Source organism: Rhodococcus sp. NPDC056516 (assembly GCF_042794655.1).
GTDB lineage: Bacteria > Actinomycetota > Actinomycetes > Mycobacteriales > Mycobacteriaceae > Rhodococcus_F.
In genome coordinates, this window is record NZ_JBHTTG010000002.1 from 758,716 (window position 1) to 778,251 (window position 19,536).

27 protein-coding genes are annotated in these 19,536 nt (G+C 53.5%); 4 read left to right on the forward strand and 23 right to left on the reverse strand.

Translation table 11 applies throughout. The features are described 5' to 3' along the window. Positions 1 to 6: 6 nt before the first annotated feature. From ACFQ6Y_RS08630 to ACFQ6Y_RS08640, 3 genes are read left to right on the forward strand one after another with little or no spacing between them, the layout of a single operon-like run. Entirely contained in the window at positions 7 to 261 is a 255-nt protein-coding gene (locus ACFQ6Y_RS08630) for a hypothetical protein (protein WP_218681355.1), read from the forward strand. After that, positions 258 to 548, forward strand: coding sequence for a hypothetical protein (locus ACFQ6Y_RS08635; RefSeq protein WP_378631069.1), 291 nt, complete (start codon positions 258 to 260; stop codon positions 546 to 548). The genes ACFQ6Y_RS08630 and ACFQ6Y_RS08635 overlap by 4 nt, the downstream gene beginning before the upstream one ends. Beyond that, on the forward strand, positions 541 to 810 hold the full coding sequence (locus ACFQ6Y_RS08640) for a hypothetical protein (protein WP_064444461.1): 270 nt from the start codon (positions 541 to 543) through the stop codon (positions 808 to 810). The genes ACFQ6Y_RS08635 and ACFQ6Y_RS08640 overlap by 8 nt, the downstream gene beginning before the upstream one ends. A gap of 69 nt (positions 811 to 879) precedes the next feature. On the opposite strand, the gene ACFQ6Y_RS08645 is transcribed toward ACFQ6Y_RS08640, so the two are convergent. The 20 genes from ACFQ6Y_RS08645 to ACFQ6Y_RS08740 form a co-directional block, all read right to left on the reverse strand. Next, positions 880 to 1,185: a hypothetical protein gene (locus ACFQ6Y_RS08645; RefSeq protein WP_378631073.1), complete on the reverse strand. Its 306-nt coding sequence runs from the start codon at positions 1,183 to 1,185 to the stop codon at positions 880 to 882. A 285-nt stretch (positions 1,186 to 1,470) separates the two neighbouring features. Further along, entirely contained in the window at positions 1,471 to 1,830 is a 360-nt protein-coding gene (locus tag ACFQ6Y_RS08650) for an Lsr2 family protein (RefSeq protein ID WP_378631074.1), read from the reverse strand. Between the two features lie 147 nt (positions 1,831 to 1,977). Further along, positions 1,978 to 2,175 (reverse strand): hypothetical protein, encoded by a 198-nt coding sequence (locus ACFQ6Y_RS08655; RefSeq protein WP_064444459.1) that lies wholly within the window; start codon positions 2,173 to 2,175, stop codon positions 1,978 to 1,980. 10 nt (positions 2,176 to 2,185) lie between these two features. Continuing rightward, on the reverse strand, positions 2,186 to 3,037 hold the full coding sequence (locus tag ACFQ6Y_RS08660) for a M23 family metallopeptidase (protein ID WP_378631077.1): 852 nt from the start codon (positions 3,035 to 3,037) through the stop codon (positions 2,186 to 2,188). Beyond that, entirely contained in the window at positions 3,037 to 3,366 is a 330-nt protein-coding gene (locus tag ACFQ6Y_RS08665; RefSeq protein ID WP_378631079.1) for a hypothetical protein, read from the reverse strand. The genes ACFQ6Y_RS08660 and ACFQ6Y_RS08665 overlap by 1 nt, the downstream gene beginning before the upstream one ends. Before the next feature lie 40 nt (positions 3,367 to 3,406). After that, complete coding sequence (locus tag ACFQ6Y_RS08670) at positions 3,407 to 3,874, reverse strand: hypothetical protein (protein ID WP_378631082.1); 468 nt, start codon at positions 3,872 to 3,874, stop codon at positions 3,407 to 3,409. A gap of 35 nt (positions 3,875 to 3,909) precedes the next feature. Then, positions 3,910 to 6,474: a hypothetical protein gene (locus tag ACFQ6Y_RS08675; protein WP_378631084.1), complete on the reverse strand. Its 2,565-nt coding sequence runs from the start codon at positions 6,472 to 6,474 to the stop codon at positions 3,910 to 3,912. Between the two features lie 11 nt (positions 6,475 to 6,485). Continuing rightward, entirely contained in the window at positions 6,486 to 6,893 is a 408-nt protein-coding gene (locus tag ACFQ6Y_RS08680; RefSeq protein WP_020907356.1) for a hypothetical protein, read from the reverse strand. A gap of 74 nt (positions 6,894 to 6,967) precedes the next feature. After that, positions 6,968 to 7,738 carry a phage distal tail protein gene (locus ACFQ6Y_RS08685; RefSeq protein WP_378631088.1) on the reverse strand — a complete coding sequence of 257 codons (771 nt, stop codon included), beginning with the start codon at positions 7,736 to 7,738 and terminating at the stop codon, positions 6,968 to 6,970. Further along, a complete protein-coding gene (locus ACFQ6Y_RS08690) occupies positions 7,738 to 9,666 on the reverse strand; it encodes a tape measure protein (RefSeq protein WP_378631091.1) in 1,929 nt (642 codons plus the stop codon). The genes ACFQ6Y_RS08685 and ACFQ6Y_RS08690 overlap by 1 nt, the downstream gene beginning before the upstream one ends. Before the next feature lie 272 nt (positions 9,667 to 9,938). After that, on the reverse strand, positions 9,939 to 10,289 hold the full coding sequence (locus ACFQ6Y_RS08695) for a hypothetical protein (RefSeq protein WP_378631094.1): 351 nt from the start codon (positions 10,287 to 10,289) through the stop codon (positions 9,939 to 9,941). A gap of 64 nt (positions 10,290 to 10,353) precedes the next feature. Continuing rightward, positions 10,354 to 11,313: a phage tail tube protein gene (locus tag ACFQ6Y_RS08700; protein WP_378631097.1), complete on the reverse strand. Its 960-nt coding sequence runs from the start codon at positions 11,311 to 11,313 to the stop codon at positions 10,354 to 10,356. Further along, positions 11,303 to 11,470, reverse strand: a complete 168-nt coding sequence (locus ACFQ6Y_RS08705; RefSeq protein WP_378631099.1) for a hypothetical protein — start codon at positions 11,468 to 11,470, stop codon at positions 11,303 to 11,305. Before ACFQ6Y_RS08705 ends, ACFQ6Y_RS08700 begins: the two co-directional genes overlap by 11 nt. A gap of 4 nt (positions 11,471 to 11,474) precedes the next feature. After that, positions 11,475 to 11,948, reverse strand: coding sequence for a hypothetical protein (locus ACFQ6Y_RS08710; RefSeq protein WP_378631101.1), 474 nt, complete (start codon positions 11,946 to 11,948; stop codon positions 11,475 to 11,477). Continuing rightward, a complete protein-coding gene (locus ACFQ6Y_RS08715; protein WP_378631106.1) occupies positions 11,941 to 12,408 on the reverse strand; it encodes an HK97 gp10 family phage protein in 468 nt (155 codons plus the stop codon). The genes ACFQ6Y_RS08710 and ACFQ6Y_RS08715 overlap by 8 nt, the downstream gene beginning before the upstream one ends. Next, positions 12,408 to 12,653 (reverse strand): hypothetical protein, encoded by a 246-nt coding sequence (locus ACFQ6Y_RS08720; RefSeq protein ID WP_378631108.1) that lies wholly within the window; start codon positions 12,651 to 12,653, stop codon positions 12,408 to 12,410. The genes ACFQ6Y_RS08715 and ACFQ6Y_RS08720 overlap by 1 nt, the downstream gene beginning before the upstream one ends. A 62-nt stretch (positions 12,654 to 12,715) precedes the next feature. Beyond that, complete coding sequence (locus tag ACFQ6Y_RS08725) at positions 12,716 to 13,306, reverse strand: hypothetical protein (protein WP_378631111.1); 591 nt, start codon at positions 13,304 to 13,306, stop codon at positions 12,716 to 12,718. A gap of 64 nt (positions 13,307 to 13,370) precedes the next feature. After that, entirely contained in the window at positions 13,371 to 13,571 is a 201-nt protein-coding gene (locus ACFQ6Y_RS08730; protein WP_378631113.1) for a hypothetical protein, read from the reverse strand. Continuing rightward, on the reverse strand, positions 13,571 to 14,665 hold the full coding sequence (locus ACFQ6Y_RS08735; protein WP_378631115.1) for a phage major capsid protein: 1,095 nt from the start codon (positions 14,663 to 14,665) through the stop codon (positions 13,571 to 13,573). Before ACFQ6Y_RS08735 ends, ACFQ6Y_RS08730 begins: the two co-directional genes overlap by 1 nt. A 32-nt stretch (positions 14,666 to 14,697) precedes the next feature. Continuing rightward, positions 14,698 to 15,579 (reverse strand): HK97 family phage prohead protease, encoded by an 882-nt coding sequence (locus ACFQ6Y_RS08740; protein WP_378631118.1) that lies wholly within the window; start codon positions 15,577 to 15,579, stop codon positions 14,698 to 14,700. An 83-nt stretch (positions 15,580 to 15,662) separates the two neighbouring features. On the opposite strand from ACFQ6Y_RS08740, the gene ACFQ6Y_RS08745 reads away from it, so the two are divergent. Beyond that, a complete protein-coding gene (locus tag ACFQ6Y_RS08745) occupies positions 15,663 to 16,535 on the forward strand; it encodes a hypothetical protein (RefSeq protein ID WP_378631121.1) in 873 nt (290 codons plus the stop codon). Here ACFQ6Y_RS08745 and ACFQ6Y_RS08750 read toward each other — a convergent pair. From ACFQ6Y_RS08750 to ACFQ6Y_RS08760, 3 genes are all read right to left on the reverse strand, one after another. Next, positions 16,479 to 16,958 (reverse strand): restriction endonuclease, encoded by a 480-nt coding sequence (locus tag ACFQ6Y_RS08750; RefSeq protein WP_378631123.1) that lies wholly within the window; start codon positions 16,956 to 16,958, stop codon positions 16,479 to 16,481. The genes ACFQ6Y_RS08745 and ACFQ6Y_RS08750 overlap by 57 nt on opposite strands. A gap of 314 nt (positions 16,959 to 17,272) precedes the next feature. Continuing rightward, positions 17,273 to 18,070 (reverse strand): phage minor head protein, encoded by a 798-nt coding sequence (locus tag ACFQ6Y_RS08755; protein ID WP_378631125.1) that lies wholly within the window; start codon positions 18,068 to 18,070, stop codon positions 17,273 to 17,275. Continuing rightward, positions 18,070 to 19,389 (reverse strand): phage portal protein, encoded by a 1,320-nt coding sequence (locus ACFQ6Y_RS08760; protein WP_378631128.1) that lies wholly within the window; start codon positions 19,387 to 19,389, stop codon positions 18,070 to 18,072. Before ACFQ6Y_RS08760 ends, ACFQ6Y_RS08755 begins: the two co-directional genes overlap by 1 nt. Between the last annotated feature and the right edge of the window lie 147 nt (positions 19,390 to 19,536).

Genomic DNA, 19,536 nt, shown 5'->3' on the forward strand with positions numbered 1-19,536 from the left:
GCAGTGATGACAGATCTCCCGCCCGTCCAGATCCTCGACAACCTCATCGATCAAGCATTTGCGATGAGAGAGCTTGGACAGACGATCACACGAGTCAGCGAAGAGTTGATCTTCGAAGCAGAGAAACATCGTCAAGCGATCGAGCAATACGACACTGAATCACTTCTGCGATTGTTCCGGGTCTCCTACAACTTGAACGAACTCAGAACTGCTTCGACCACGAATGTTCTTCAGCCACTACGAGCTTTGAGGATGGGATGATCAACATGGATGAACAGCGCACTGAATGGCAGCAGATCAACGACTCCATCTTGGCCTACTTCGTCAACTTCACCAACGACGGCGGACGCCCGATCATGGATGTAATCAAGGAGTGCTGCGAGAAGATCGAAGCGGGTACTGCCTCCCCAAACGAAGTCGATCTCGTCGAGTGGTTCAAACAGGAACTTGAGCACCGCGTTGAACGCGACAAAGACAGGGCGGCCTGGCTGGAGGATGTTCGGGTCTTCCAAGAGCTCCGGAAGATTCAGGAGGAGACCCGTGGGTGACGCCGATCGAATCAATGACCTGCAAGCCATGGTCGAGGCAGCGGAACGACTGGAGATGCACGCCGAGTCCGTCATGATCGAGTGCCGAGAAATCGCACACGAAGCGCGCCGCATGATGGGAGATGAGATTGATCCGAACAACTATCTCGACTCTCCGACTCGCGCACGCATCCAGGCAATCACTGGCGAAGTCGATTCACTGGCGAACCATGACTTCATCCGAATCCGAGACACCTTGAGAGACTTCACGGACATCAGGTGACGCCCCATCACGTCGATCTACGACCGAACCCCAGCAGACATTTTCGTTGCTGGGGTTCGGTCTTTCTGGCTATGCCTGCGTGAGATCAGTAGGCCGCTTACCAAGATGTTTCGCCCACGCTCGCTTACCTTCGCGCACTTCCTGGTACTTGATCGGCTGGCCCGGTGTGAGCGGGTCGCGTCCATCCTTCCGTACCCAGTCAAGTGGAACCCAGGCGCTACCGTTCCGTCGGGCGATCAATGCCGGAGCGGGTGCATACCAGTTGCGCTGCAAGGCAAATGACTCAAGCTCGGACAGCGAGTCAGACTCTTTCGCAGGATCGAGATCGGTGACCATGAAGTATCGACTCGACTTCCAGACTCCGTAAGTTGGCATCCACACACCATACTGAGTGCCCACGACAATCACGCTCACTCCAGCACTCCCCTACTCGTCTCGTTGGAATCCGTTCTTCAGGGGTGACACCCTCCCGCAGCACTCCCCTACTCGTCTCGTTGGAATCCGTTCTTCAGGGGTGACACCCTCCCGCAGCACTCCCCTACCCCGCCGATGCTCCACGGATTAACAGAGGTGGTCAGACAAAACGACTCCCCCAACCGGATTTCGGCCAGGGGAGTCTGATGCCACCACATGTAGCGGCGGAGAAGTGGCGCAGAGACGCTAGTGCGCTGCGTCGAAGGCGTCGATCACTTCAGCCTTGATACGTCCGCGAGGTGCAACCTCGAAGCCGTTCTTCACTGCCCAGTCACGGATCGCCTGGAGCTGTTCCTTTGAACGACCGGAACCACTTGCGGCATTGGGTGTTCCGCTCCCCTTGCGGGTCTTGCGGGCTACGCCGATCTTCTGTGCAGCTTCGATGTAAGGCTTGAGTGTCTTCTCCAGCTTGTCCACATTAGAGTCACGCAAGTCGATCGTGTAATCGGTTCCCTGGTAAGAGAATTCGACCTTCTGACCGAATCCCTCGTCAATGTCATTTCCGTCCAGATCATCGATCAGTTGCTTGATGATGCGTTCAGCCACTTGGCTCTCCTTGGATTTGAACAACTAATTTACTCAGTGGAATTTAGCGTATCAGAGCTTGCAGGAGACGCCGTGCAACTCGCAGGCCTTACATATCAAAAGCGCCCGACAACACGTGTCAGGCGCGACGCAAAATGCTTTTGAGAGCTAGTTAGTGCTGCTTCGTTTGAAGTATCCAGCTGCAAACGCAACGATCGCGGTGATTGCAGATGCAACCTCCGCACTGAGTTCGACACCGAACTGTCCGGCAAGCCAGATGAGTACGATCGCGACTGATCCACCGATTCCTGCTGCTGCCACTTTCGATGTTGGTGCTGATGTTGGTTGGTCGTATGTATGGTTCATGTTCACCTCCTTATTTCAATCCTGGTATGTATTTGCTGACGAACTGACCGAGCCTGCGCAGTATGGATTCACCAGCTTCTTTGTCGGCGGTTCGTTCGCTTTCCAGCTCACGGTTCCTCACTTCCACCTCTTCTTTCTTACGAACGATCTTGTCCATTTCTTCTTGCGCGATTCGAGCTTGTTCTAGCGCCGCGGCCATGCTGGCCCGGTCACTCTTAGACGCGCTTGAATCAGATATCGCCATCCTGAACTCAAAGAGCCTGTCGCGTCGCTCTCCCGAACTATTGAACTCGTCAAATAGTTTGTTTCTACTCTTCCCCTCGTGAAACTGCTTCCATTCCTCGCGGCTCATATCTCGAAACAATAGGGCCTGTGCGTAAATGTTGGCCACCTCATATGTTGTTGGTTGCATCTCTTCATCTCCTCCTTCATTATTTAGGTAGGCAGACGGATTAACCCGTCCGGACCAACCGTTTTTCCAGTTCGTCGGCTTGCCCCAAAACTCAAAGTGCAGATGAGGACCAGTGACTTGCCCCGTGTTTCCCGAATATCCAATTATCTGGCCTTGGGTGACCTGCTGGCCTTGGGTGACCGCAAATCGACTCAAATGCGAGTAGGCGCTGTAAATATCGACATGGTCAAGAAGGATCGCATTTCCTGCCACGGACAGAAACCCGCCATGATTTGCGCCTGGACCCACGAAGCTAACTCTTCCATCACCCGTAGCTCGAATGGCAGTGCCCATCGGACATCCGTAGTCGATACCCGTATGGCCTAGTTGCCCGAGCGACTTGTAGTAGTCAGGATTCTCACCGAACTGCTGAGTGATTCGATCTGCGACCGGGGCAACGAAACGCGCCATCAGGTCAAGTTCTCCGAGGACAGAGACTCTGCAATTGATTGCACCACAGAGAAACTCGCATCTGCCTTGCTTTCGACTCGATCGAGCGAGTTAGATACCTTGGCAAAGTTCTTGATCACCTCCTGTTGAAATTCGCGGTCGCGGGCGTCGCGCTCCCTCAACGACTTCTGCAGTGCGTCACTTGCGTTAGCACTTTTGTCGATCGACTTAGCCAGCTTATTTAGCGTCTGATCATTCTTAGTTAACATGAACTTCACAGTCCAGATCAACGCCCCAGCAATCGTCGCAAGTATCCCAAGCGCTGCTAACGCAACCTCGGCACCGTTCATAAGTTGCCTATTCCTTTAGGAAGAATAGTAGATACTAATGTCATACCGTTAACTCAATCGAGAAGTACCAGAAACTAAGGGTCATTCCCGACCCTGTAGTGTTATACAAGTACACATTAATAATATTGAAGTCCGGAGTAGCGCCACCTATGTAGCCGCCAGTAACCACTGCAGCGTTAGAACTTGCGGTCGTAATCTTTACATTTTTAGTACGGAAGTCAGTTAACCCGACGGGCAGAGGTTGAGAGTCGATATTAAGTTGACCCACAGGCATCGCAAATGAAGAATTATATGACTTTTGAAATAGATACCTCTTGTAAACCCCCATATCTATCACAGTCCACCCATTAGCGTCCGTGGTTCTAGAAAAAAGGGTTGACGAGATCCCCGGCGCTAAACCGGCAACTGTAGTCTTCTTGTCTGTATTAGTTGTAACGTCTCGCACAAGAAGAATATCCGTTGCCGCGACCGGGGATTTTGAAGCGTTATCTGTAATTTGTTTTGCCATATTGAATTGTTCCTCTTTATCGCTAATATAACACGTTAAGACGGAGTTGTGGGTAGCTGTTGGTATTGTTCATTCGACAACCCCTCATCCAGGTCTGCGATGATCTCTGCCATCCCCTCTTGAAGAGTTCCGAGCGTCAACGTGATCAGCGTCGAGGTGTAGTTGTACCCGACAATCTGAAGAAGTTGCGTGTCTACGAAGTTCCCAAAGTTCCTAAAACCAACCATCTGCCCCAGTTTGATGCTCTCGATGTCATACACGCTCGAAGGGATCGTGATTGTCGATGTCCAAATCGGACGGCCATACTCACTCATTACTTTGCTGGCATAACGCTGAGCACTTGCCGTGAGGGTGAAGCGTCGGTCTGTTATTCGGTGTACTCCCAGTTCAGAATCGGTAATTGCCGCAGTATCGGTATAGACCTTGAAGAGTGTGCCGCTGCCTGGATCACCACCCACGAAGTAAACCTTGTTTCTCAGATCTTCTGCAGACTTCTCAATGTCGATGTCCGCCAGGTGTTTTCCCTTGACGAAGATGTGGTCTGCCACCGTGTTTCGCTTCTTGATGTAGAGCAGGTTCTCCCCGACATCGACGTACCAGAAGTAGCCGTCTGGAGTCTGGGAGTAGAGGCTCTTGATCCCCTCGAGTTTGGTGTTCAGCTCAAACTTCATCGTCGGCGTAACGCCTGTGGTGTCGATTGACCCTGTGGTGTAACCGATTCGGCCTGGGTTGGTGTCGAGGAGACTCTTGGCGATTGTAGCGATTTCAGTAGACGGATAGGTCACTGTTGTAGCTGCACCACTCTTGATCAGCTCACCCTTTGTCAGCTCGACCCCGTGCGAGATGAGCGTGGCTTCTACGTACTCCGTGTCGCCGTAGTGAGCGCGGTACTTCATGATCTTGCCGCTGAAGACCCGCCGGCCCATTGGGGCACCAGTAGAAACGATGTAGGGATCTCCGTCCTGATCCACGTACGGCTCGCCCTTCTCATTGACGAGGGGTTCATAGCCTCCGTAGTGGGCGAAGATATCCACGCCGAGTCCGATCTCGATGTCCGTGTCTGGGCCGACGGTGTTTGCCGTGGTGCTGGTGACGACGTACGGATCACTGGTTTGATCGGTATATCCCACACCAGCTTGATCGGTGAGTGCTTCGCGCAGTTCGATCGTGTTCTCGGCAGATCGAGCCAGTCTGATCGTGGTGGTGGTTCCTGGTGTGAGGATCTGTTGGGAGAAGGTCAGATCGTCTGTGATGTCCGTGAGTACGCGCATGAACTGCCCAGTCTTCGAATAGACCTTGGCTACATACTCTTTGGTGTTCTCAACTCCGAGGTCTTCCCAGTTCACTGGAGGGGGTGGAGGGGGAAGTCCTTGTGTGATCGTTGGTGATCCATAGCCGGTTACCGACGCTGAGTTTCCAACGTCCCGGATATTCATGGTGATTAGCGGTGGCCCTGCCGCGTAACCGGAGGCTGCGCTAGTCGGCGTGACTGTCACCGCTCCAGCGGTCAGAGTTGGCGATCCGTATGCGACTTGAGAATTGGTGCTATCGACTGATATTGATGACGCGTACTCAGCAGGGGTGAGTTTCTTGGAAGTGAAAGTGCCGGGGATTCCTGAACCGCCCTGACTTACTGGTTGCACAAACCCAGTGTTGCCATACCCGGCAACTCCACCTGACCCACCATTGACGAACTTCGCCGCAGTGTTGGTGAGTGTGTCTGCGTAGAAGATCGAGATGTTTCCACCCGATCCCCCACCACCGCCGAGTCCTGGAGATCCCCAGTAGTCAGCTGCACCTGACTGCTGGATCAACCGCCCGCCGTTACCTCCATTGCCACCCGCCGATCCACTGGTGATGATCGTGCCGTTGAGAACTACCTTCCTGGCTCGGATGACAATGTGGACACCTGCGCGTCCTGCGATACCTCCAGCACCACCACCGCCATTTGATCCCCAGTAGCCACTTACGCCCCCAGTTCCACCTTGGTCAATAACCGACCCCGAGCCGTCAGCGCCGCTCTCACCGTAAGAGATTCCACCCCTACCGCTGTTGCTGGTGACGGTCAGGAAGCGAGTGCTGTCCTTGTTGATCCTGATCGCGCTACTTCCCGACCCACCGCCCGAGTTCGAACCCGCGTTTCCGTTCATACTGAACGTGCCATTTGAATTGCGTGATTGGCCTACCCCTGCGCCACCGGAGATCCCATACCCACCGCTGCCACCACTGCCGCCGAGCGGTCCTCCACTGAACCCTCCTCCAGCACCTCCGCTACCAAAACCGAAGTTGGCCGGGCCATGGTCAGAGTAGTAAGAACCCACGGCAACACCAGGTGATGAGTAGGTGACTCCATCTACTGTGAACGACCAGTCCGCAGAGCCAGGGTTGACCTTGCCCGACACATTCATCGTGCCGTTCAAAGTGAAGGTGTCTTGCACGGCAATGAAGAGAACCGATCCCGTTGTCGATGCAGTACTGAGAGTCGCACCCGCTGCGATCGTGACATTCGTGAACTGGTGGATCTGATTCAACGGCAAGTTCTGAGTGCCCGACGCTACGTTGAGTGCGCCGTCTGATCCGTCACCGAAGTAGTAGATCACCTGGTCGAGCCTTAGATCTTGAAGATCTTATTTGCCGCGTTTGACCAGGCCAGATTCAAATCACCACCGTTCGGAGTGAAGGGAAGTCCTGTACCTGTATCCATGTAGTGGATCAGTCGTGAGGTGCTTGCTGTTCCTGTGTCCTTGTACAGAACAATCGCTTCAACACTCGCGCCACCGAGTGCGGCGAACGTCAGGTCATCTGCGTCGAAAACTCCGTTGGTCACGGTCTTGCCAGTCAGGTTTCCACTCGTTGCTACTCGCGCTGGTGTTGGGATGTCGCTCAGGTTGGCATGAGTCGCCAGGTTCGGAGTGTAGGTACTCGTATCCACGAGCACTGCCTTGATGTTGTTGGTCGTCAGGACGATAGATCCGTCCAGAAAGCCTTCTCTCGCTTTGTCGTACAAACTGTTGGCCATTGATGTGATTTCCTGTTTACTGCTTTCCCTCAATATACGACGAGCGCTCTGATCGTCCTATAGGTGAATGATGTTTAGAGCCAACGTCTTACGTAGATCGACTCGATTGTCACGTCGCGAGCAGTGAAGTCGTCGCTGTATGCGATCACTCCTGGTCCTACCACCCACACCGGGAATTGCCCGAGGTAGTCAGTCGGAACACTGTTGACGAAGATGGTCTTGCGAAGACAGTCGATCTCGATCGTGTCCCCCGCTACCCAGTTACGCGTCACTGATACTCCGCGCATGGTCGATCCGTTCGTCACGGTGATTCGCTTGGCTGTCCCACCTGTGAGTGTGTTGATCTTCAGCTTGATCACTGGCTCGGCTTGATACGTGCCGCCAACGGTGACGCCGAGTGAAGCCGTAGAAGTCGCGACGTTCGACGGGCTGAGCAGCGCCGTGTTGTAGGTGTCGGAAGCAACGCCAGTAGGACACATGAAGTCCACCGAGAAGCCCGCCGTGTTGTGTCCGCTTGTGCTGATGATGATGCCTTGAGCAGTTGAAACGTACCGCCTGATGTCACCACTGCGAGCGATGTCGAAGGCCTGATTCGGTTGCATCATGGCTGTGTTGAACGCGTCGATCAACTTCTCCGTCTCCTCACGGGTACTCCCCCTGATTCGGCCGGCAACGGTAAAGGTCTTCGGTTCAAAGTTCGTCTTCACGATCACAGCTCCGTCCGCACCAGCGAGCTTGTCAGCCTGCACGTTGTTCTTCGGAGGTGAATAGACGTCCGTATCCGTCGTAGTGATCTTGTCGGTCTGGAGGTCAAATGCCCCGTATTTCAATGCGATTGCGCTCATTACATGCCTACCTTTGCTAGTCGTTGTGTTGAATCGAGTCGGTTGAAGAATGCGTCAGACGCCTCTTGGTTGTTGAAGGTGAAGTTGCCCGACAAGATGTTGGTGACTCCCCCGCCATCGCCGCCCGAGTTCAACTCGTTGCGTGTGCGATAGGCCTGCGTAACTTGAGATCCACGCGGCATGTTCACGATCTCTGGGCCGTGCTCACCGACAAGCGTTCGGCCACCTGGTGAGTAAGCCGTACCGATTGCGTTCTTCAGTCCTGGTGCGGCATTCATCGTTGGGAGTGCAGATTTGAACTCACCCCTGTTGCGGGCTTCTGCGGCTTCGTTAATTCGTCCAGCCAAGTTTGACCACTGAGCGGCTTCTCCTGCAACTGCACCACCAATACGCTCAGAAGTAGCTTTGACTGCACCCTCTGCCTTCGCACGGTTGTCCTGCGCTTGCCGCGCCTCCTCGGTCTTCCGCCTAACGTTCTCGTTGGCCTCAGCCAGTCGATTCTCGGCCTCCTTCAGTTGATACGCAGCTTCCCTAGCCTCGAGCGACTTCGGCCCATACTGTGCGACCGCATCGTTGTAGGCACGTTGTGCGCGTTCAACATTGAGATTTGCACCTTCGGCGCTTAGCACCGCTCCATTGAGGGCATCCTGAGCGAGCTTGGCATCTCGGTTCGTTTGTGCGAGCCGATCTTGCGCAGCCTTGTGTGCGTCGATGGCAGAGGAGGTTTGACCTGACGAAGCACGCAGCGCATCCATACCGAACCCGAGTGCTGCGACCACTCCAACGACTGCACTGATCCCCAATACGACGGGGTTCAGGTTAAACAGCGCTAGTGCGGCGCTAACTGTCGGAACGACGCGAACAAGTGCAGCGAAGTCTGCAACAACATTGCCAATCTTCATCGAGACGAACGCAAACCCCAATGCTGTTGCCGCAGCTTGGAGTAGACCCATATTGCTCGATGCCCAAGAGATGAAGTTGAGTAGGATACGACCCCCGCCTTCGACTACATCAGCCATGGCGTTACCGATCTTGGACAGCGCGTCCTTGATCTTTGGTTCGCTCAACTTCTTCGACAGTCCCTCGACGCCCTTGGTGAGCCGATCAAATAGACCTCCCTGCTTAACCAGAAGTGGGCCACCATCTTCGATCTGGGAATAGTCGATCCCGACAAGCGAGAAGGCTAGGTTGCGAACTGACCCTGTGAGCCCTGAGAGCTTCCCGGTCATTGTGTTGCTCATTTGTTCGATCGCATCTGCGGGGACCATCTTCGCCATCGAGCGGTTGAAATCCTCAGCGCTAATTGCGCCTTCTTCCATCCGCTTCTTAACATCTTGAATCGAAATACCAAGATCTTTGGCGAGTGCAGTGGTGATCGGGACGCCATTCTCGATGAGCTGCAGCGCATCCTGGGCGTAAAGCTGTCCAGCAGCATTCACTTGGCCGTATACGACAGCAAGGCGACTCCAATCGGCACCAGTGGTGGCTACCATGCCTCCGAGTACCTTGACGTCGTTCTTCACTTGCTGCGCTGTACGTCCGTAACCAAGTAGGGTCTTCGCTGCGCTTGTTACGTCTGGGAACGCAAACGGTGTACCGCGGGCAAAGTCATACAAGTCTGTGAACAGGCTCTTCGCCGTGGCCGCATCGCCGGTCAGCGCTTTGAAGGATGCAGCGGTGTTCTGCAACTGAGCACCGGAGGTCAGTCCGAATCCAATAAGTGCAGCGCCTCCGGTTACTGCTGTTGCCGCTGCTGCACGTATTCCCGTAGAAATAAAGCCGAAGTGACTTGTGAATTTATCTGCCGCCTCACGGGACTTATCGGAAACACTTTCGGTAGCTCCATTGATTTTGTCGGCCGCACCTTCAATAATTCTGGAAGCTTGATCTTCGGCGGATATGGTGATCTTGATGTTCTTATTCGCCACTACTTAACTCACAACGGCTTATTAGTTGTTTCGCTGCCGCCTCTTCTCTTCCAATTTATCACGCTCATCATAAAGCGACCATATGAGAATTGCCCGCTCTAGGGCTTCTTCAGGCTCCCTCAGTACATCGTTATAGGAAAGATTGAACACCTGCTGATAACGAAAGATGAGCAAGTCATCTTTAACGCTTGCCGGTACGTCCACGTCCAGCCCACGGACTATGTAGTCGCGCATGCGCTCTTGGAGATCTTCTGCGGCGATCTTTGCATCGCCTACGAGGCTTTTGGGTCGGAGTACTCACTTGAATTCATTGCGTCATAGATGCGCTCGATAATACCCATAGGAAGCAGGTCAAGTACTGTCACGGCGTCTTCTGAAGTGAATTTGACCAGAGCAAGACCACCAGCGTCCGCTTGTGAGTAGACCTGCCCACCAACTATATGACTCGTGACGACATCGACAATCCGCTGGGTTGCTTTCGAGTCATCGACGATTTTTTCTTGCGCAAGTTCACGACGCTCCGCAACGGTGATGGTGTTGTAACGAATGAAGCATTGTTCGTCCCACTCGTCAGCGATTCCTGCAAGGCTGAATTTCCGTGTTAGCTTAAATGAAATTACCATCGATGATTCTCCAATTAAATATGCCCCTATTTAAGCAAGGGGCATATCATTGGTCAATAGCGTTCTACGCTGCGGCGTACGATGCGCGAGGATTCTTCAGTACAGCTTGGATTGCTTTTCCTGCCGTCGTATCGAACTCGCAGTAGAAGCTCACCGTCTGGGTCACGATCTCGTCGCGGTCGCTCGACTTCTCAAGTTCACGGAAGCGCACTTTAGTAGCGATGAACTCCAGACTCGTTGCGCCGTTGGTCATCTTGATGCTCATCGCCTTGATTGCGTTGGCAAGATACTCGTCTTCCACGTCAGTGCTGAGGTAGCGAATCACGAACTCCCCCTTAGCCTCGAAGACACCCCGATCAAACACAGGGTTGTCGTCACCACCTAGCGGGAACCACATCTCGGATGGTCGCTCGATATTGAGCTTCAGACTCTTGGCCGCAATGGCCGGCGCAGCAGCCAGGCCAGCACTTGAAGCAGCGGTCTTGAGCACAATATTCTTGCTCGTGAACTCTTTCTCAGTTGTGAGTGCGACTACCTCAGTCGACGTCTCACCGATTCGAGCCTTGATCGCCGAGCTAATCTGCACCCAGCTCTTTTCCTCAGCTGTCAGTTCGAACGTATCGAAGGTTGTGTAGCTGTGCCGGTTCGATTGAATCGGTGTGACCTTTGCGAGAGTGATCGCAGGTGGGATGCTCGACTGATTGACGTCAAAGGTGTGTGGATACACGCCGCCAACTACGGCACCTGAAGTGACTGATCCGAAGATCCCTAGTAGTGGAAACCCAACGCCAACCTCGGTGACCTTGCCACCGATCGTTCCTTCGAACCACTTCCCGACACCTTCGCTGTCATTGATCTTCTCGACAACGCCCATAGCGCTTTCGTTTTCGATGATCTCTTGCTTCAGCTGAATGTCCTGGTCTAGCCAGTGAATCCAACCCTGTGGAGCAACCCTCACAGTTGGATCTGTTCCTATGCCGAAGCCAATCGCTTCACGCCTTCCTATGTATGGTTCAGTTGGCATCACCGTCCTCTTCTTTCTTCTTCTTTACTTTTTCGACTGCTTCTTCAAGGGTCTCTGCCTCAACGGTCCCAAAATTCGGCACGAAATACAGCCGAGCTTCGTGACTTAGTTGCCCGATCACCTCTTCCTTTGATTTTTTCTTGACACTTTCACTCATATCGCTAATTTACTCCATTATCTAAATCTTTTGAATAGGAAACCTGCACTCCGATGACAAGCATCAGCAAAGCACCTCCCTTACTTTCGACTACATCCCAGTCCGCACGGTCGGCATCCATAATGTACGTACCTATGGTGGAGTCTTTCTTCTCCAAAGTGTTGTTGAAGTCCGCTTCATCGAGCGTGTCCATAATTAGATCTGTCAGGTCGTACATTTGATCAATCGTCTCAGACTGAACCTTCGTCACGTCCTCCAGCTTCAGGTGAACCACCACCTGAAACCAGACATCGCGATCGTTCTCGCTCATCGAGCCTTTGTTGTTCTCTATGTAGTTGGGAAGCACACGAACCGACGGGTACCCCTCGAAGTCCCTCGAAGTGCTGTCAGTCACCTCCACGAACGCTGGCTCATCTCCGTTCTGAATCTCCGAGAGCACCTGCACCAGTGCGTCTTTGATTGATCTCGATTTACCCATTCATAAGTTCCTCCGTTAGTTTGTCTATCTCCGTATCGAACCGTCGCTGTATGCGGGGTTCCATCAGCGTCACCGTTGGTGCGACGAATGGATGGGCCTTCGTACCCTTGTAAGCGATCGACCGTTGCACCGCATATGGTGAGATTCCCTTAGCCTCCGCCCACTTGTAGAGCGAGGTATCGGGTTTCACGCTAGTCCAGTGAGGACGAGATCCGTTCTCGACAGCCTCCGCGTACTTTGCTGTTGGGCCGATGATCGCCGTTGTGCCAGTGACTTCCTGCTTGATTGACTGACGTAGATCTCCACTGACGCCTACCTGCGCTTTGATTCGCATCTCACGCTGTGTCTCGACAGCAACGATGTTCAGAACACGGTTCAGCCGAGTCCTGACACGTTCAGGTGCGATCTCCAGCATCTTGCGGACTTGAGCTGAATCGACGGTGATCGTGACAGATGCCATCAGATCACCTGCTCGCACACCAGCTCTATGTGACTAACGGGCGGTACATTTGTGTAGTCACGGATGTACTTGACGCTCAGAGTCATTCCATTGCAGGACAACTGATCGCCAACCTTGATGTCTTCACCCGGACCCATGCTGACCTCGAATCCACGACCCATCTGCATCTCGTTCTGGATTGTGACTGCTGATCCCATCGGCAACGCGAGGCATCGAATCCCAGTTTTGTAGAGCTGCATCTTCATTCGCCCATTCGTACCCACCGGAGTGTCCCTGCTGACGGTGCACATGTGATTAAGCAGCAGCATCACACCCTCCGCATTGCGTAAGAGTTGATCACCGCCGTATCCCGCGTGACTGTCGAACCAAGTGCTCCGCTTCCTGATCCGTCACTACTACCTGCGGCAAACTGCAAGGTGTAGCTGCCAACCTGCGCGCGACTGACTTCCCTTCCACCATTTGAGACGTACTCGTAGTAACCCGTCGCGAGTCCGAGCCCTGCGAGCACCAACGCCGCTGGTACATCTTCCTCTGCAACCCCGTACGTGTACTCGATCGAGAGATAGTCGAGTGTTGACGGTGGCAGCGACGTTTGCCGGCCTCTGCTTAGCACCAACCGCCCTTCGGGAGTCACGTAGTAGCTGTTGGAATCGATCGTGTGCGGATCACTGTTCGGGTATCCCGTTGTGACAGAGAGGACTTCGACGACATCCATATGGTCGAGCCACACGATCCCCGAAGCGTTTTGAAGCTCTGTGACGGTTCTCGTCTCACCCCAGCACCTACTTGTCGCAGTTTCGATCCAGGAGTTCACTGCGGCGACCACAAGGCCTCCTACAGCGTCATTTACACCAGGGTTTATATCCTTGAGTTGTGGGAGGGTGATTATCTTGCTCATCTAGCCTCAATATAAAACAAGAGAGCCGCTATTACTAGCGACCCTCGTGCGAAGTTGATCTGATCTACTTCTTTTGTGTCTTTGTTTCTGTTTTAGCCTCAGGCTTTGCAGCTTTTTCCACCGATTCACCTTTGGCCGTTTCGTAACCCTTGATGCCACGCTTTGACACAGTGGCATCAATCGCTTTTAATTCTCCGGCTGAGAGATCTACCACGTCACCGATACAGTGAGGATAGACATCATCCACGAAAGTTACGACCGTCATTAGGCGAGTGTCACTCCGGTAAGCTTCGCGAAGTTGTTGCTTGTTGGAACACCACCGACTCGTTTGAGCATCCGAAGTGTGTACACCGCACGATCGAAGTCATCACCACTGGTGCCAAGATCAAACGTCGTACCTAGTCGATCACCAATCACGTAATCACTGAATACGCCGTACCAAACCTCAGTCACGAAGTTCGGAGTCGTTCCCGTAGTAGGGATCTCATCAACGATGTACACAGGACGACCGAGGAGTGTGTTCGCACCGCTCTCATTGATCGAGTTGATGTACAGCGGACGGCCAGCAGTGTCTTTGAGACCAATGACCTTCGCGAGCGCAGCAGATGACATCACGTAGACGCCCTGGTTACGGTATGCGGTAGGCAGTTTGAACTGGAGGGCTAGGAGATCACTCCACGCGAGAGCTGCACCAGCCTGAGCGAGTGTCGATGGAGTCACCGCACTAGAACGGAAACCGAAAGGCTTGTCAGCGCCGTCGCCGTTCGCAAACGCTTGGTTCTCAACGAGAGCAGCCTTCTGCGCTAGTTGGTTCTCCAGTAGGGCCTGAGCACTTGGGTTGATCGCTGCGTCTTGTAGGAACTCAAGAGTGATGCCCTTGATCCGGCTCGCAAGCTTCTCTGGGACAAGCTCTTTCACCGCGAAGTTGACTTCTGTCTCTGGGATCAGCGCAGCTTCAGCGACCCAGTAGGCGTTGCCACCATCAGCAGACGGAAGTTGTAGTCGCGCTGGAGCGTTGCTGATTACTCGTGCGATCTGGCGGATCGGAGAGATGTACTCAAGTTGAGTGCGAATATTCGCGTCAACTGTCAACGGTACGAGAACTCCACCTTCATCAGGTGTTCCGATGGTTTGAGCTTTGGCTTTGTACTGCTCGCGGATCTTCTTCTGCGCCTCGCCCATACCTTGGTTCGTCGCAAGAGCTTTGAAGAATGCCTTGCTGATGTCCGCGTTCTTGCTGTCTTCTGTCTCGACTACGGTTGTCGTTCCGTCGCCTGCACCAGGAACTTGATCCTGTGACTTGTTTTTGATTGCTTCAGCCACTTTTTCGGCTGTGTACTCTTTAACTGTCTTCTTCATATCACCCCCTTCGGCAAAATAGATTTGGTTGGTTATTGCTGTTGCGACTCAGAGGCGAACTCTTCGTCGATCTGCGCCTGTAGCTCTGGAGTAAGTTCAGCGTCTTCATCGAACTCGTCCTCACCTGCACCGGGCTGGTCGTCTTCGCCGCCCTTAGCTGGTTGCCCCTGTTCGGTTGATCCGCCCGTCTCCACTGGCTTCAGTTCTGCGACTGTGGATTTGACCTCGGTTAGTTCACCGCTGACCGTCTCGATCTTCGTGTCGAGCGCTGAAAATTGCTCGCCTAGGTTGACGATCAGATCGGATAGATCCTTGAGTTGGGTCTTTACTTCTTCCACGTGCTTCTCCTCGCCCTCTTCAGGCTTGTTCTTATTCAGTTGTTCCTGCAGCTCCGTCGCACCGTCTCGCATACTGCGCAGCATCCACTGGGCATCCTTGGTGTTGAGTGAGCCGTCCTTTAATGCGAGTGCCACTGCGTTAGCATTCGCAGGGATCGGCACACACGAGACCTCAAGCAGTTCATTGTCTTTCAGTACTGGAGTGTCGTCTTCCCACTCCATCGAGTGAGGTATGAAGCCAACGCTGACGCAACGAAGCGTCCGCTTGACGTACTGGTTGAATACCGTCAGGGCCTTGGGGTTGATGTCTACGTCGAAGGTCAGCGTCCCGTAGGTACCGTCGTCTTCGGTCTTGATGTCACTCCACTGGCCAAGCACATCTTCAGGCTCGACGTTGTAGCTCTTGTGATTCCAAAGACCGATCGGGTTCTTCAGGAAGTTCTTCAGATTCCAGGACTGATCAACCTTCTCGCCATATCGGTCAATTGAATCGTCACTGATACGGAAGCGGATCGACTTATTTTCGTCGTCAATTGATTTGATCGTGGTTGTATATAACTTGAGTTTCTTTTCCATAGTTGTTCTCTAATCCTAAAGATACAACTATCTTCACAATTAAATCAATAGTACGAAGTTGTCACATCATGTAGAGTCACGCCATGAGCACTCAAGATAAGAGCTACGTAACTCCGCTGAGCCCCACCGTAATGGCAAGAGTGAAGCGAGGCCTAAGCCATATCGAGAGCCTTGAACACGAGGTAGCGACGTGGGCACGGGAAAGCACTCGAATAGTCCATCGGAAATCTGATGACGGCAGGAGATTCGAAGTTGAGATCCAGGTAGTAACGCCCCCGCCTTCGAATGAGTGGGGTCAAATATTTGGCGACGCGGTGCACAAGCTTCGATCGGCTCTGGACCTGTGGATGTGGGAAAAGACTAAGGAACAATCGAAAGGCGATATAGAGCCGCGGGATGTTTATTTCCCGGTATGCACCAGCGCAAAAGCCTGGAGGAACTGGAAGGCTCGCACGGCACCCTATCTAGAGGTCCATCTAGTAATGGCTCTCAGATCTTTTCAGCCTTACCTGCATAAAGAGGTGAAGAATAACGCACTGGCTGGCCTTCACCAGATCGACAATATCGATAAGCACCAAGAAACTATCGACATAATTGTAGTACCTGAATCGATTGCCGATATCTCGTTCACTCCGCGAGGATCAACTGCCGCCGAGAGGCGTGTTTCGATGGATCAACTAGAGATCGACGGCGAGACCGGCGGAGTCATCTTGAAGGTGGACTTCGAACAGCCGCCGCTTGATGTGCAGCTTCCGGATTCCTTTCGATGGGTTGCAGCTTTCAAGACAGCCGCAGGGATTCACAACACTTCTGATTCTCTGCGAATCTTCGCTCAGGCAGCACAGACGTATCCAATGCGTGCCGAAGCCATGGCTGCGAAGATGAAGGCAGAGGCCGGATCAGAGATGCGCGAGAGCGATGACGACACCACCGATGACGACGATTGCGAGAAGTAGTGCGCCGATGAACAATCCATCTTGCGAGCTAGGGCTGACAGTGGGCGCGGTAGCGGGTGTACCCGAGCTGATTACTCGCTGAGCCACGCCGTTGATGGGCGTCATCACCCCTACCGGGTCGTAGGTGAACAGTCCGATCCCCACTTCGTCGGCGTACCCAATCGCAGCCTTGCTGTATGCCGATGCTGCAAAGAAGAACAGCACTTTCTTAGTCTCAGTGCCCCGCGCCCCGTAGAGCTGCTGCATCTCGGGCCTGCCCGCAGCACCACCCTTCCACTTCACCTGTGCCAGAGCACGTGATGATCGGACGTCAATCCCACCATCTGCTCCCCCCGTAGTTGCGACCGCATCAGTAAAGCCCCAAGTCTTCATGACTTCAGCGGCGTTCAACTCGGCTTGATGTGGGGTAGTGATGTACTGCATCTACCTCTGAATAAAGCACTTTTGACTGATTCAATCCAGAGCACTAGGCGTTTCTGTCGATGTCACCGTTCGCCCGTCGTTGCATGATCTCGTCATAAGTCGGCTCAGTTGAGCCCTTCGGAAGTGGGGTCGCATACGGATCTCCGTAGCGCCTGAGACGGTAGTCGTGCTTTGAGCAAATAGCGCCGTAACCAGGACGATCAACGTGACTAACGTACTGGCATGTTCCGTCTGGCAACGGGCCATCGAGCGGGCATTTGTCGAGGGCATCTTTCAGCATGATCAAATCGTAGTTGTCGAGCTGGCACCGAGTCCTAGTCTTCTGCGACGAGTACTGGCAGCAACACACATCGGCAGTTCCCGTGCAGCGAAGGCCCGTGTATGTCGGTGTAGTCGAGCTTGATCGTCTTGCCGTCATCACCCTCGAATATGTCCCCCTTCTTGAAAAACTTCTTTCTCAGACCTATGACCGTGCCGTGCATCGGTCGGCAGAACTTACATACACGCTCATCAAGCGCTGTGTACCACTCCTTCGACTCGACAACGCCAGACTGACTCCACGCTTCGATGTCTGCAAAGCTTTGTGCCGTAGTGACTTCCGTTCGTGCGATGCGATCAGCTCGGTAGGTTAGGGCAGCGCCGAACACCTTCTCAATGCGCGCCCGAAGCTCGAAGCTTGTTTCGCCGGCCTGAATACCCTGCGACAGTTCAGCCCGTAGCTGCTTCTCAGTTTCGTCGTTGATGTCCTTCGCAACTTTGGTGCTGCGCCCGTTGTAGTAAGCCTGGATTGCTGAGTTGAACGTGTTGAACAGCGAGGGATCTAGTGCAACCTGTTGCATCGCGAGCTTGCCCGTCTCACCGATGACCGTCAGTAGTACCGGCGCTAGTGCACGCGCCAGCTCAATGTCGAAACCATCCCACTCGACCACATCGCTGAGCCAGTCCTTGCGGGTGTAGCCCTTAGTAGGCGTCGGCGTGGTGTCCAGCTTGCCCAGTATGAATGTCCGCTGGCTGTCGAATTGAGCGCGGAGCGACTGAAGCATCGCTGCTTCGTGGCGATCTCCCTTACGTCGATACTCCTCGACTTTGTCGTCGGCGAAGTCTCGGGTCACTATGGTTTTGGGAAGCTCTTCTTACCCTCAGTCGTTGCGTCCGTTGAGGTTTCATCTTTTCCATTGCCCTGTGGCGTCGTTTCAGGCGTTTCCTGGCGCGCTAAGGCTTCAAGTGGACTGAGAGACCCTTGTGCGTAGATCGTCGATCCTAGGCCTTCTGGTAGTGGCTCCATGCCGTACTGTTCACGAACCTCATCGATCGTCAGCCATTTGTTTACGCCCTTGTCAGCCTCTTTGAGCTTGGCTTCTTTGTCCTCAGGTACGGGATTCACGAAGTCGAGTTCAAGTGATGGGTCGTAGACCTGTATCCAGCTAGTGTTCTGCAGCTCTACCCAGTCCTCGATGCGAGGGAGGACGTTGTTGATCGTGTGGATGTAGATCGCACCGTCCATGATCGACTTGTTGGCGTTCTCGATCATGCCGACGACACCGGGTGAGGTCTGGAACATCGCGAAGATCTCGTCGCGAGTGAACTTGCGACTGTTGAGGAAGTCGAGGTCTTGCTGGCTCACCATGTAGGGCTTGGCATCACCGTTCTCTACCAGGAGGTTCTTGTACGCGTTCTCGGAACCAGTGTGTTGATCACTGAACTGTTCCTTCCAGCGCTTGTAGACCTCATCGGACATCTCTTCCTTGGTTGAGAAGATCAATCCTGGACGTGCGTTGTTCGCGAAGAAACGACGATTCCAGTTCTTCATCTGCTCGTCGGTGTCGATGGTCGCGGCTGCTGCCGTGATGATGGACTGACCGAAGTACGGATTCCGCGGATCGGGGTTGAGGTCGCGGATCACGGAACCGATCGAGTAGATCTTGTTGTCGAACTTCACCGTGCTCTGGCTGTACGTCTCCCCTAGCTTGAACTCAACGAGATGTGCAGGCAAGACATGGAACGAGTCAGGTAGCTGTCCCTTGGCAGGCTCGAAAGGCTTGTCACCCTTCATCATCAGCTCGTAGCTCTCACCTGTGAAGTTCATATAGCTGAAGTGGAGTCGGCGCATCTGTTTGCCCTTGAGCGCACCGTTCGGGCGTTTGAGCAGGTCCAAGATGTCGTGCTCGAAGATCTCAGTCCTATCACCCTTCTTGTCCCGCTTGTAGAGTTTCAGCTCAACCCTGGCAGTCGGGCGCACGATGGCGTCGTTCGCAGTGAACGCCCAACCCAGGTTGGCAGTAATCGCTTCCTGCTTGGTGCGGTAGTTCTTGATGGAGTTACCGGTGTCGAACATCTCAAGCGTGTTGCTGAGATGAGGAATGAAGGCTTTGTTCCTGCCGAGTAACGCTGATGCGAGCTTGATACGAAGGGGTGTTCTTTTTTGTGCCATATGAAGTTGTGTGCGCTACGGTTGTTCTACTTCTGATATTAGAGCAATTTAGCCTTTCTGACTAGACGGCTTACACATCGAGAGCGAAGCCAATTCGGATGTCACGCTTTTCAACGGGCCATCAACTCACCTAAGACCTAGGTGTCC

Excerpts from the sequence above, each read along its gene's own strand:
- ACFQ6Y_RS08740 (WP_378631118.1), bottom strand. The coding sequence starts at position 15,579 with ATGGAAAAGAAACTCAAGTTATATACAACCACGATCAAATCAATTGAC.
- ACFQ6Y_RS08750 (WP_378631123.1), bottom strand. The coding sequence starts at position 16,958 with ATGCAGTACATCACTACCCCACATCAAGCCGAGTTGAACGCCGCTGAA.
- ACFQ6Y_RS08685 (WP_378631088.1), bottom strand. The coding sequence starts at position 7,738 with ATGAGCGCAATCGCATTGAAATACGGGGCATTTGACCTCCAGACCGAC.
- ACFQ6Y_RS08745 (WP_378631121.1), top strand. The coding sequence starts at position 15,663 with ATGAGCACTCAAGATAAGAGCTACGTAACTCCGCTGAGCCCCACCGTA.
- ACFQ6Y_RS08725 (WP_378631111.1), bottom strand. The coding sequence starts at position 13,306 with ATGAGCAAGATAATCACCCTCCCACAACTCAAGGATATAAACCCTGGT.
- ACFQ6Y_RS08695 (WP_378631094.1), bottom strand. The coding sequence starts at position 10,289 with ATGGTAATTTCATTTAAGCTAACACGGAAATTCAGCCTTGCAGGAATC.
- ACFQ6Y_RS08630 (WP_218681355.1), top strand. The coding sequence starts at position 7 with ATGACAGATCTCCCGCCCGTCCAGATCCTCGACAACCTCATCGATCAA.
- ACFQ6Y_RS08635 (WP_378631069.1), top strand. The coding sequence starts at position 258 with ATGATCAACATGGATGAACAGCGCACTGAATGGCAGCAGATCAACGAC.
- ACFQ6Y_RS08645 (WP_378631073.1), bottom strand. The coding sequence starts at position 1,185 with ATGCCAACTTACGGAGTCTGGAAGTCGAGTCGATACTTCATGGTCACC.
- ACFQ6Y_RS08720 (WP_378631108.1), bottom strand. The coding sequence starts at position 12,653 with ATGAAGATGCAGCTCTACAAAACTGGGATTCGATGCCTCGCGTTGCCG.
- ACFQ6Y_RS08680 (WP_020907356.1), bottom strand. The coding sequence starts at position 6,893 with ATGGCCAACAGTTTGTACGACAAAGCGAGAGAAGGCTTTCTGGACGGA.
- ACFQ6Y_RS08735 (WP_378631115.1), bottom strand. The coding sequence starts at position 14,665 with ATGAAGAAGACAGTTAAAGAGTACACAGCCGAAAAAGTGGCTGAAGCA.
- ACFQ6Y_RS08665 (WP_378631079.1), bottom strand. The coding sequence starts at position 3,366 with ATGAACGGTGCCGAGGTTGCGTTAGCAGCGCTTGGGATACTTGCGACG.
- ACFQ6Y_RS08670 (WP_378631082.1), bottom strand. The coding sequence starts at position 3,874 with ATGGCAAAACAAATTACAGATAACGCTTCAAAATCCCCGGTCGCGGCA.
- ACFQ6Y_RS08730 (WP_378631113.1), bottom strand. The coding sequence starts at position 13,571 with ATGACGGTCGTAACTTTCGTGGATGATGTCTATCCTCACTGTATCGGT.
- ACFQ6Y_RS08660 (WP_378631077.1), bottom strand. The coding sequence starts at position 3,037 with ATGGCGCGTTTCGTTGCCCCGGTCGCAGATCGAATCACTCAGCAGTTC.
- ACFQ6Y_RS08710 (WP_378631101.1), bottom strand. The coding sequence starts at position 11,948 with ATGGGTAAATCGAGATCAATCAAAGACGCACTGGTGCAGGTGCTCTCG.
- ACFQ6Y_RS08760 (WP_378631128.1), bottom strand. The coding sequence starts at position 19,389 with ATGGCACAAAAAAGAACACCCCTTCGTATCAAGCTCGCATCAGCGTTA.
- ACFQ6Y_RS08705 (WP_378631099.1), bottom strand. The coding sequence starts at position 11,470 with ATGAGTGAAAGTGTCAAGAAAAAATCAAAGGAAGAGGTGATCGGGCAA.
- ACFQ6Y_RS08700 (WP_378631097.1), bottom strand. The coding sequence starts at position 11,313 with ATGCCAACTGAACCATACATAGGAAGGCGTGAAGCGATTGGCTTCGGC.
- ACFQ6Y_RS08655 (WP_064444459.1), bottom strand. The coding sequence starts at position 2,175 with ATGAACCATACATACGACCAACCAACATCAGCACCAACATCGAAAGTG.
- ACFQ6Y_RS08715 (WP_378631106.1), bottom strand. The coding sequence starts at position 12,408 with ATGGCATCTGTCACGATCACCGTCGATTCAGCTCAAGTCCGCAAGATG.